The organism is Streptococcus sp. 2154 (assembly GCF_013277255.1).
Taxonomy (GTDB): domain Bacteria; phylum Bacillota; class Bacilli; order Lactobacillales; family Streptococcaceae; genus Streptococcus; species Streptococcus pseudopneumoniae.
In genome coordinates this window covers 70,434-81,863 of the sequence record NZ_VMMK01000031.1, presented here as the reverse complement: position 1 = coordinate 81,863, position 11,430 = coordinate 70,434, and the positions used below count along the sequence as shown (strand labels likewise).

12 protein-coding genes are annotated in these 11,430 nt (G+C 40.9%); all 12 read right to left on the bottom strand.

What is annotated here, in order from left to right; genetic code table 11:
- Positions 1 to 862: 862 nt before the first annotated feature.
- The gene (locus tag HT693_RS06205) at positions 863 to 1,021 is read right to left on the bottom strand and encodes a hypothetical protein (RefSeq protein WP_007284777.1); all 159 of its coding nucleotides are present in this window, start codon (positions 1,019 to 1,021) and stop codon (positions 863 to 865) included.
- Between the two features lie 9 nt (positions 1,022 to 1,030).
- Positions 1,031 to 2,341 carry a GTPase ObgE gene (obgE, locus tag HT693_RS06200; RefSeq protein ID WP_138704917.1) on the bottom strand — a complete coding sequence of 437 codons (1,311 nt, stop codon included), beginning with the start codon at positions 2,339 to 2,341 and terminating at the stop codon, positions 1,031 to 1,033.
- Positions 2,342 to 2,404: 63 nt separating this feature from the next.
- On the bottom strand, positions 2,405 to 2,539 hold the full coding sequence (locus tag HT693_RS06195) for a DUF4044 domain-containing protein (RefSeq protein ID WP_000863859.1): 135 nt from the start codon (positions 2,537 to 2,539) through the stop codon (positions 2,405 to 2,407).
- A gap of 58 nt (positions 2,540 to 2,597) precedes the next feature.
- On the bottom strand, positions 2,598 to 2,774 hold the full coding sequence (locus tag HT693_RS06190; RefSeq protein ID WP_016398151.1) for a PspC domain-containing protein: 177 nt from the start codon (positions 2,772 to 2,774) through the stop codon (positions 2,598 to 2,600).
- A 28-nt stretch (positions 2,775 to 2,802) separates the two neighbouring features.
- Positions 2,803 to 4,128: a glycosyltransferase family 4 protein gene (locus HT693_RS06185; RefSeq protein WP_138704916.1), complete on the bottom strand. Its 1,326-nt coding sequence runs from the start codon at positions 4,126 to 4,128 to the stop codon at positions 2,803 to 2,805.
- A 15-nt stretch (positions 4,129 to 4,143) separates the two neighbouring features.
- Positions 4,144 to 5,268: an alpha-galactosylglucosyldiacylglycerol synthase gene (cpoA, locus tag HT693_RS06180; protein ID WP_172925030.1), complete on the bottom strand. Its 1,125-nt coding sequence runs from the start codon at positions 5,266 to 5,268 to the stop codon at positions 4,144 to 4,146.
- A 33-nt stretch (positions 5,269 to 5,301) separates the two neighbouring features.
- Complete coding sequence (locus HT693_RS06175; RefSeq protein ID WP_000331925.1) at positions 5,302 to 5,631, bottom strand: metal-sulfur cluster assembly factor; 330 nt, start codon at positions 5,629 to 5,631, stop codon at positions 5,302 to 5,304.
- Between the two features lie 14 nt (positions 5,632 to 5,645).
- Positions 5,646 to 6,755 (bottom strand): RNA polymerase sigma factor RpoD, encoded by a 1,110-nt coding sequence (gene rpoD / locus HT693_RS06170; protein WP_000201906.1) that lies wholly within the window; start codon positions 6,753 to 6,755, stop codon positions 5,646 to 5,648.
- A 2-nt stretch (positions 6,756 to 6,757) separates the two neighbouring features.
- Positions 6,758 to 8,518: a DNA primase gene (gene dnaG / locus HT693_RS06165; protein WP_050207533.1), complete on the bottom strand. Its 1,761-nt coding sequence runs from the start codon at positions 8,516 to 8,518 to the stop codon at positions 6,758 to 6,760.
- Positions 8,519 to 8,607: 89 nt separating this feature from the next.
- Positions 8,608 to 9,366, bottom strand: a complete 759-nt coding sequence (locus HT693_RS06160; RefSeq protein WP_050207531.1) for an ABC transporter ATP-binding protein — start codon at positions 9,364 to 9,366, stop codon at positions 8,608 to 8,610.
- Positions 9,363 to 10,229: an ABC transporter permease gene (locus tag HT693_RS06155; protein WP_000637230.1), complete on the bottom strand. Its 867-nt coding sequence runs from the start codon at positions 10,227 to 10,229 to the stop codon at positions 9,363 to 9,365. The genes HT693_RS06160 and HT693_RS06155 overlap by 4 nt, the downstream gene beginning before the upstream one ends.
- Before the next feature lie 68 nt (positions 10,230 to 10,297).
- A complete protein-coding gene (gene trpX / locus HT693_RS06150; protein WP_119942762.1) occupies positions 10,298 to 11,302 on the bottom strand; it encodes a tryptophan ABC transporter substrate-binding protein in 1,005 nt (334 codons plus the stop codon).
- Positions 11,303 to 11,430: the final 128 nt, after the last annotated feature.

Here is an 11,430-nt window from a genome sequence, read left to right as displayed (position 1 = left end):
CGAAGTCAGTAACACATATATACGGCAAGGCGACGCTGACGTGGTTTGAAGAGATTTTGAGTATAATCTTTCTCGAAGCGCTATTACCCCTTTTTTGTCCCCTGAAATCGAGTAGGAGCTAAGACTAGCTCCCTTATCTAAGTATCGGAATACGGCTGTTCAACTAAACTTTAGAAAGAACTTCTCCCCCTTCTCTCAGTTCACAGAAGCGTTTTATACATACCGTCCTATATTTCATGAACAAGACGTTTTCAGGCTAGCATCCTATCAGACAATCTATTTTAAAGATAACCGTGACTCAGGATCACTTCTATCTGTCGTTTTCTCTTTATAGTGATAGACCTCACGGGATAAGTCATACATCTTTCCTCGTGTATACAAGATATGAGGACGTTAAAAGGTTACAGTGAAAATAGAAAATCTTAGTCCGAATTCAATTACTCTCGTGCTTTATGTATATAGGTTACGACTACCTTTTTAGAATTTAGAGTTTTGAGCCCCCTTATCTACTATATACGCCTTACTATCACGTTCCTGTTCGTAGAGCCACGATTTCGCTATCCCTTCCCCTGACGATTCTTATTTCCAGCGTCAGACTTAAAACGGTCTATCCCCAGATCGTTTTAATCCGCTACCTCACGATAGTCAGACTTGGGAATCGCTATTTGACTCGCCGAGAACTTTGACATCAGATATACTATAACAAAGTGAAATAAGAATTAAACAATTTAATTTTGAAATCCAAATCAATTGATAACAATATTTTAGAAGATATGCTGTGCTATTCCAGATTCAGTTTGCTATACATCCAGTCGTACCACAAAATCCCGTGTCTGATGAGGCACGGGATTTTTTAGCTTCTTTACTGAGATGGATTGTCTTTTTTAGTTCGTGCCAACCTCAAGGCACGATTTGGATTGAGACGATTAAATAGTTCTTCCAATTTCTTTTCATTCCAAACGTCTGCGGCGGAAACAAAATTACCATCCGCATCTCGGAAAGATATCGGTTTATCTCCCATATCAGTCTCCTAGTCTACAAATTCAAACTCAAATTTACCAATGCGGACCAAATCCCCATCCTTAGCACCACGCGCACGAAGAGATTCATCAACTCCCATACCACGAAGCTGACGGGCAAATTTCATGACCGATTCGTCACGATCAAAGTTGGTCATATTAAAGAGTTTCATGAGTTTTTCACCAGAAAGCACCCATGTCGCATCGTCATCACGACTAATTTCAAAGGCTTTTTCTTCCTCATCAAATCCATAGTAAGCTTCTTCTTCCATATCGGACTCGTCATAGAGCAAGAATTCTGGTGTCTTGTCTAACAATTCAGCTGTAGCATCCAAAAGCGTAGCCAAACCTTGCTTGGTCAATCCAGAAATTGGGAAAATAGCTGGTAACTCTTCAAATTCATCGTAGTTTTCAGCCAATTTTTTCTTAAATTCTTTAAGATTTTCTTGACTCTCAGGCATGTCCATTTTGTTGGCTACGATAATCTGTGGACGCTCCATGAGACGAAGATTATACGACTCCAGCTCTTTATTGATCGCTAGGTAGTCCTCATAAGGATCACGACCTTCGCTAGCTGACATATCAATGATGTGAAGGATAACACGTGTACGCTCAATGTGACGGAGGAACTGAGTTCCCAAACCAACACCTTGACTAGCGCCTTCAATCAAACCTGGTAAATCAGCTACTGCAAAGGATTCACCTGATTGGGTGCGAACCATACCTAGATTTGGCACAATGGTCGTAAAGTGGTAGGCGCCGATTTTTGGTTTAGCAGATGTAATAACACTTAAAAGTGTTGATTTCCCTACAGATGGGAAACCTACTAAACCGACATCTGCCAAGATTTTTAGTTCCAATTGTAACTCACGTTCCTGACCTGGTTCTCCATTTTCAGAGATTTCCGGTGCAGGATTTTTTGGTGTCGCGAAACGAATATTTCCACGTCCACCACGACCACCGTGGGCAACGATAAATTCTTGCCCATGTTCAATCAAATCTGTTAAAACCTTGCCAGTCTCCGCATCACGAACAGTCGTACCTTGTGGTACTCGAACTCTAAGGTCCTCAGCACCACGACCATGCATCCCTTTGGTCATCCCTTTTTCACCAGAATCAGCCTTGAAATGACGATTGTAGCGGAAATCCATCAAGGTACGTAGTCCTTCGTCTACAACGAAGACCACATTGCCTCCACGACCACCATCACCACCCCAAGGACCACCATTAGGGACATATTTTTCACGGCGAAAGGCAACCATGCCATCACCACCATTACCAGCCTTGACCTTGATCTTAGCTGTATCTAAAAACATACTCATTTTTTCTTCTCACTTTAAAAAAGGGCTGGGAAATCCCAGTCACTAAATTTTCTTGAATCTATTTTATAGATTACTGAGGGCACCAATTGCAGTTGCAAAAATTCCCAATAAACTTGCTACTAGCATGATAATCACGATAAACAAGGTTATTTTCTCAAACATAGTTTTTTTACGATTTCCATTATCTCCAAATGCCATTTTTCTCTCCTTCGTTGCATTCTATTTTCTATTATCTTAGCATGAATTTAGCTAGTTTTCAATAGTCAGTTGCTACAGGTGCGATAATCCATAAAATGATATAAGCTATAACTCCTGCTCCATAACCAAAAGCAAGAACACCCCATATTACGCGAACAATAGTAGGATCCATATCAAAATAATGGGCTACCCCAGCACAAACACCAGCAATCTTTTTATCACGACCGCTTCTCATTAATTGTTTTTTCATACTGTTCCTCTTTCTATTCTTCATGGTCTTTCCAATAATCTCTCATACTGATCAACTGTGTTTTTGAAGCCTTCAACATGCGTCTAGAACCTTTTACAGGTACAGCAACCACCTGTTGCGGAAGATACAAAACTGTCTTAAAGATACGCTGACTGACCGTATCATCTTTAGCCAAATCTTTCTGGAAGTTATTTGAAATAATAGCATCCAGATAAAACTCATGCACTCGTTTCCCAAAGTTCTCAGCTGAAATCTCATACAATTTCTCTGATAAGGTATGCTCGTTCATGTCTGGTGTTGCAATCAGGGCTTCCAAAATAGCACCAGCCAAATCATGTTCTCCATAGTACAAGGTTCCAAACATTTTATCACTGATGAGGTTGTTCAAATAAGGATTTCCGTGAGCAATGACAGGTGTTCCACTGGCTAAGCTTTCCAAGTAGGTCAAACCTTGCGTTTCGCTTGTCGATGCCGAAATGAAGAAATCCGCCGCTTTATAGTAAAGAGCCGTCTCACTAGGAGCAATCATCCCTGTAAAGATGACTGAGTCTTGAATCTCTAGGTTCTGGGCTTGCTCTTTGAGGTCATTCAGATAAGGGCCATCCCCAGCTACTACCAGTTTAACCTTGTCTTCCTCTTTCAGAACATCAGCAAAGGCTGCTAAAACTGCTTGAATATTTTTTTCATAGGAAATTCTCGAAAGACTCAGCAACATCTTTTCATCATCTTGAATCCCTAGTTTACTACGCAGTTCTTTCAAATTTTCTTGCTTGATTTCTGGACGTTCAAACTTGGCTAATTCAATCCCAGTTGGAATGACCCGTTTTTCAACCTTGACCTTATAGTCAGATAGTAAATCACGAACAATCTCACTCGGGCAAATAACCCCATCCACGTCATGAAGGAAACCTCTGACCAGATACTTGACCATACTCGGACGAATCAGCATTCCCTTAGCAATATAATGCACATAGTCTTCGTACTGGGTATGATAGGTATGGATAACTGGAATCTTCAATTCACGCGCAATCCAAATCCCCAACAAGCCAAGAGAAAATTCTGTCTGGGTATGGATAATATCTAACTGGTACTGTTTGGCAATTTCCAGTGCCTTGCTAAAACCTCGATAGGCAAAGCGGCGGTCCTTAAAAGCAAAGAAGGGAACACTTGGGATGCGGATAATTTGCCAATCTTCGTAGCGATTGACATCCTTATCTGTCGTCGTAAAGATAAAAACAGCATGTCCCTGCTTTTCAAGTTCTGTTTTCAAGGTTCGAATACTGGTCGCAACACCAGAAACCTGAGGAAAATAGGTATCTGTAAATAAACCAATTCGCATAGATTACCTCACTTTTTACTTTCTCCCTAAAGCGGCTTGTTTCTCATAAAAGTTCAACCAGATTTGTAACAGATGCTCTTCAGAATACTCTCTGGAAATATTCTTAGCCTTTTCTTTGAGATCTTTTAAGGCAGCAGGATTTGCTTGATATTCCAAAATAGCCTCTTTCATCTCTTCTCTGTCTGCTGTCGCCCGATAATTCCCCTCCAAAATCACCTTATAAAGATCCAAATCACGCAACATAATCGGAGCTTCACAACTGGCAGCCTCTAAAATCGTCATCGGAAAGAGCTCATTGTAACTAGGAAGCAAGAAAAGATCCGCTAGGGCATACAACTCGCGCATCCGCTCTGGCGATACAATACCTGGAAAAATCAAATTTTTAGGGGGATTCTCCATAATTTTCTTATAGCGTTCATAACCATCTGTCATGCCACCAAAAGAGAAACCACCAGCCCAGATAAAGGTAATCTGCGGCAATTCCTCAGCCAGACGGATAAAATCGTCAATCCCTTTGCGCTTCTGAACTTGACCAGCACCTACTACGATAAACTGATTGTCACTAAGACCTAGCTCTGTACGCAGTTTCGCTACCTCTTCCTGTGGAAGAGGATGCCATTTTTCCTTGTTGACAAAGTTAGGAATATAGCTCACTTTTTCACGTGAAATACCAGCTGCTACCAAATCCTCAATAAACATAGGATTGACCACCACCAAGTGCTCCATCCGATTGTAAAAAGAAAATACATAGCGTTTCACAATTCCCTTTAAGAAAAATGGAATTTTCAAACTCCCCTCAAGTGTGTCAGGCAAGAAATGCACATAGCCAATTTTCCTTCCTGAGCGTTTCTTTTGGAATGTTGATAAATAATAGGGGAAATCAATGGTATGAAAGTGAGTCACATCTGCCTCTATTGGAAGATTTTCTGTAACAATCAATTGGTCCTTGGCATCACGGTGAAGAAGACGAACTAATTCACGGTAGGCACCTGAAACTCCTTGACCTGCTACTTTCTCACTTGAACTCAACATATTGATGCGTAATTTCTTTTTTTCCATAACTACTATTATATCATTTTCTTGGAATAAAATCAGCAAAAGAAAGGAGAGACTAGAGGAAAAGATGGGAAATTTCCTCACTTTTCCAATGGTCTCTCACATGCTTTTATCTGTTTACTTAATGCCTAGGGCAATGCGGGCATAGCGACTCATTTTTTCAACAGTCCAGGCTGGATACCAAACTAATTTGACCTCAGTATCCGTTACTTCGGGCACCTCTGTCATAGCATCATAAATCTGGTCAGTCAAAAGGTCTGCCAAGGGACAACCCATAGTTGTCAACGTCATATCAATCTCTGTTTGCCCTGTGTCGCCATCAAAACGAATCTCATAAATCAAACCAAGATTGACAATATCGATTCCCAACTCAGGGTCAATAACTTCTTCCAAGGCTGATAAAATTCGTGTTTTGATATTTTCAATTTGCTCTTCTGTATAAGCCATATTCATCCTCACTCTTAGTCTTCAATAAAATCACGAAGCGGTTTGCTACGACTTGGTTGGCGTAGTTTTCTCAAAGCCTTGGCTTCAATCTGACGGATACGCTCACGGGTTACGTTAAATACTTTACCCACATCTTCAAGGGTACGCATTTTTCCATCATCTAGTCCAAAACGTAGACGCAGAACATTTTCTTCACGGTCTGTAAGAGTATCCAAGACTTCATCCAACTGCTCACGCAAGACGATACGAGTCGTATAATCCACTGGATTTTCAATTACTTCATCTTCAATAAAGTCCCCAAGGTGGCTATCATCCTCTTCACCGATTGGTGTTTCAAGAGATACTGGTTCTTGAGCAATCTTCAAGATTTCACGAACCTTGTCAGGAGTCATATCCATACGTTCAGCGATTTGCTCAGGTGTTGGATCTTGTCCCAATTCTTGAAGGAGATTCCGCTGTTCACGAACCAATTTATTGATGGTTTCAACCATGTGGACTGGGATACGGATGGTACGAGCTTGATCAGCGATGGCACGAGTGATTGCCTGACGAATCCACCAAGTTGCATAAGTTGAAAACTTGAATCCTTTAGAATAATCAAACTTGTCAACCGCCTTCATCAAGCCCATATTTCCTTCTTGAATCAAGTCAAGAAACTGCATACCACGACCGACATAGCGTTTGGCAATAGAAACAACCAAACGAAGGTTGGCTTCCGCAAGGCGTTGTTTAGCTTCGATGTCACCCGCTTCAACAGCCAGTGCTAACTCTTTTTCCTCTTCATTGGTCAAGAGAGGAACGACCCCAATTTCTTTCAAGTACATACGGACAGGGTCGTTGACCTTAGCCGACGTTGAACCAATCAAGTCCTCATCGCTGAGTTCTGGTTCTTCTTCATTGCTAAGAACACGCGCACTTGGATTTCCTTCGTTATCTGTGATAGAAATTCCCGCATCCTGAATCCGTTGCAAGAGATCTTCAATCCCATCAGCGTCCAAGGTAAAAGGAACGACAAGACTAGCATTGATTTCATCATCTGTTGCTGTCCCTTTTTGCTTATGATTACGGATAAATTCTGCTACTTGTACGTCAAATGTTGTTACTTCTTTTTGTTTTGTTGCCATTATTACTCCATTCTTCTCTTTTGGGAAATTAAACGTTCCAATTCTTCTAAGGCTGTGTCTGTATCTCCTACATGGCTAGCTTCCTGCACCTTCTTTTTGATTCTCATATTGTCCTGATTCAAGAGAGCCTTGTTTCGAGTCATCTCTACTTCACTAAGTTCCTGCGGCGACATCTCAGCAGGCAAATCCTGAGCTAAGACTTGGTACCAAGCTCTTTCAACTTCCTCTGTCTGCTCTGCTAGAACTTCTGGAGGAAGATTGCCATACTGACCAAGCAAGTCATATAAGATCTGAAATTCAGGTGTATCAAATGCAAAGTCTTCTCTCAAACGGTAATCATTCAAAATAAGAGGGGATTCCATCATCCGATAAAGTAGATGGGTTTCTGCCCTCATAATAGCCGATAACTGCTTGGTGACAGGCATTGTGATTTGCGTCGGTCTGGAAATCCCTTCCATGCGATTCTGCCTTTGCGCCTGACGACTTTCATTAACAATCTGCTCAATCTGGGCATAATCAAAGGACGCCAGACTGTCAGCTAAAATATGAATATAGCTGTTTTGAGCAGTGATAGACTTTTCTTGAACAATCAAAGGAGCTATTTTTTCAATAAACTCAATCTGAGCCTGCAAATTTTCACTATTTTCAGGCTTATACTGGTGAATGTAGAACTCAATCGGACTAATACGAGTTTTCGTTAATAGATAGGCCAAGTCTTCTGGGCCATTTTTTTGTAGATACTCATCTGGATCCAAGTTATCAGGCATGCTGACGATTTGCACAGGTATATCACCAATTTCGTCCAGCGCTTTCAATGTCGCAGCTTGCCCAGCCTTATCGCCATCGTATACCAGAACTAACTTCTTGGTTAACCTTTTCAGATGCTCAACATGCTCACGACTCAAGGCTGTTCCCATAGATGCGACAGCATTTTCGATTCCAGCCCGATAGGCTGCAATGACATCCATGAACCCTTCCATGAGGTAAATCTCACTGGCTTTTCCAGAAGATTTTTTTGCCCTATCCATATGATATAATTCGTAACTTTTGTTAAAAATTGCAGTCGATCTGCTATTTTTATACTTAGAAGTTTGTGAATCCGTTTTCTGCCAGATACGACCTGAGAAGGCAATAACCTTTCCCTGATCATTGGTCAGGGGAAACATAATCCGATTATGAAAGGTGTCTACAAATTGATTAGCATCCGAGAGATAAAACAGTCCTGAATCTAGGAAATCCTCTTCACGATACTGACCAGACAAACGTTGATAGAGATAGTTGCGTTCTGGAGGTGCTAAACCAATCCGAAAATGCTTGAGCACTTCATCTGTCAAACCACGCTGATAAAGGTAGTTTCTGGCCTCTTCTCCCATAGTCGTTGTCATGAGAATAGCATGATAAAATTTGGCTGCATCTTCGTGCATATCATAAAGAGCTTGGTGAGGTGAGGCTGGCTTCTGCTCACTATAAAGCGGTTTTTCCACCTCTATCCCAACACGCTGACCTAAGATTTGGACAGCCTCCATAAAGGGAACCCCTTGGTACTCCTCGATGAATTTAAAGACATCACCTGAGCGACCACAACCAAAACAGTGGTAAAACTGCTTGTCCTCTACAACGTTGAAAGAAGGTGTTTTTTCACCATGAAAAGGACAGAGCCCTAGATAGTTCCGTCCTGCCTTTTGTAAAGAAATCACATCTCCTATGACTTCCACAATGTTGGCATTGTTTTTGATTTCTTCAATGACTTGTTTGTCAACCATACACAATACCTCCATGTTATCATAGCTTACTTTATATAGTATACTTTATTTCAGAAAAAAAGTAAACCATTTCACTCATTTTCCTTACTTTATTCAAAGAGCTGATAATAATCAGAGATTTTCATTTTTGCTTTATCTTCTTGGTTCAAATCTTGTATAATCCGTCCTTCTTTCATGACAATTAATCGATTGCCATACTTAAGAGCATCTTCCATATGATGAGTAATCATAAGCGCTGTCAGCTGATTTTTCTTGACAAATTCATCTGTCAATTCCATGAGTGCGACACTGGTCTTTGGATCAAGGGCTGCAGTATGCTCGTCTAACAAGAGTAATTCAGGACGCTTCAAGGTTGCCATCAAGAGACTCAAGGCTTGTCTTTGACCACCTGATAAAAACTCAATCGGTGTATTCAAATGCTTCTCAAGACCATTTCCTACTTTTTCAATGGTCGCTTGAAATTCATCCTTATAACTAGTCAAGCGTCGTGGTAACAATCCACGCTTTTCACCACGAAATTTGGCAATCAAGAGATTCTCTGCCACTGTCATACGAGGAGCTGTCCCCATCTTTGGATCTTGGAAGACTCGAGACAGATACTTAGCGCGCTTCTCTGGTGAAAACTTGGTAACATCCTCACCTAAAATACGGATGGTTCCACTGGTTAAGGACAAGGTTCCTGCAATAGTGTTAAAGAGAGTTGATTTCCCAGCACCATTTCCACCTAAAATCGTGATGAAATCCTGTTCAAAAATTTCTAAGGAAACATCATTTAAAATAATCTTCTCTTCATCAAAGCCATTTTTAACGATTTTGGTTGCATTTTTTAATTCTACAATTGCTGTCATTTGCTTAACTTGGCTCCTTTCAAGATGGTTTGCTTAAATGTTGGAATCATGAGGCAGACTGCTAAAATCACGGCGCTGTACAAACGAAGGTAACTTGTATTAAAGCCAAGCGCAATAACCGCCCACACTAAGAATTGATAAGCGATAGAACCTACAACGATGGTAACCAGACGTTCTGCCAAACTCAAACTCTTGAAAATAACTTCTCCAATAATCAAACTTGCAAGCCCCACAACGATAACCCCGATTCCTCGAGATACATCAGCATACCCTTCTTGCTGGGCAATGAGAGCCCCTGCAAGGGCAATCACACCATTTGATAAGACCAAGCCCATGAGCTCCATGCGTCCAGTATGAATCCCGAAACTTCTAGCCATATCAGGATTGTCACCTGTAGCAATATAGGCTTGTCCGAGTTTGGTGTCCAAGAAAAAGAGCATGAGAGCAATGACAAGACTGACAAAGATAAGACCTGTCAAAAGTTGATTCAAATCCGAATCAAAAGGCAAAACATCCTGAATTTGCTTGGTTCCAAGCAAGCCTAAATTTGCACGTCCCATAATCAAGAGCATGATAGAGTGACAGGAAGTCATCACCAAAATCCCTGAGAGCAAGGTTGGAATCTTCCCTTTTGTATAAAGAAGTCCTGCCACCATTCCAGCCAAACAACCTGCTCCTACAGCAAGCAGTGTCGCTAAAAAAGGGTTCACGCCTTTGGTTATCAGAGTGACAGCAACAGCTCCCCCAAGAGGGAAGGAACCTTCTGTTGTCATATCTGGAAAGTTTAAAATCCTAAATGTCATAAAGATTCCCAGACCTAGAATAGCCCAAACAAATCCTTGAGAAATAATGGAAACAATCATATTTTATTTAATCCTTTCTATATTCATCTTTTTAAAAAATGGGAAGAGTCTCCTCCTCCCTACCTTATTTATTCGATGACTTGTCCTGCTTCTTTGAGAACAGACTCAGGAATCGTAATACCTAGTTCTTGAGCTATTTTTTTATTAATCACTGACTTACCAGTTGAAAAGACATTGACTGGGGTATCAGCTGGTTTTGCACCTTTCAGAACTTGCGCAATCATTTTTCCAGTTGCCACACCAAGGTCATGTTGGTCAACTACAACGGATGCCAAACCACCTACTTCTACCATAGCTGCCGCACTTGGATAAATTGGTTTCTTAGAACTTTGATTGCTAGAGACAACCGTTGGAAATCCTGATGCAATGGTGTTATCAATTGGAACCCAAATAGCATCTACCTTGCTAGTCATAACAGTGACAGTTGAGGCAATTTCATTTGTTGAAGGAACTGCAAATGTTTCCACTGTCAGACCTGCTTTTTCAGCATAAGCCTTAAATTCTTCGACCTGTGTTTTTGAATTGTCTTCGCTACTTGAGTAAAGAGCTCCGATTGTTTTCACATTCGGTGTCAGGGTCTTGATGAGTTCAACTTGTTGTTGAGCTGGATTGTGGTCAGATACCCCTGTAACGTTGCCACCTGGTCTCTTCAAATCTTTAACCAAGTTAGCACCAATTGGGTCTGTAATAGCAGCCATGATAACCGGTAGGTCTTTTGTGGCACTAGCCAAACCTTGAGCAGCTGGTGTTGCGATACCAACCACAAGATCATTGCCATTTGCAACCAATTGTTTACTCATTGTCGCAACCTTACTTTGGTCGCCTTCTGAGTTCATAAAGTCGATTTTCAACTGATCATCTTTATATCCTTCTTCTGCAAGTCCATCTTGGATCCCTTTATAAATCAAATCAAGGGATGGATGGCTCACAAATTGAAGCACACCAATCTTGGTTATTTTCTTCTCATCCTTATTATTCTGAGCTTCTGATTTATTCATTGAAGAGTAAATCAAGCTTCCTGCTACTAAGATTGCTAATGCAGCGATAATTCCAATTAAACGTTTATTTTTCATTCTGTTTCTCCTTTTATTCCTTTAAAATACTTCACTTATCTAATACTCTTCGAAAATCTCTTCAAACCACGTCAGCGTCGCCTTACCGTAGGTATATGATACTGACTCTGTCAGTTCTATCCACAACC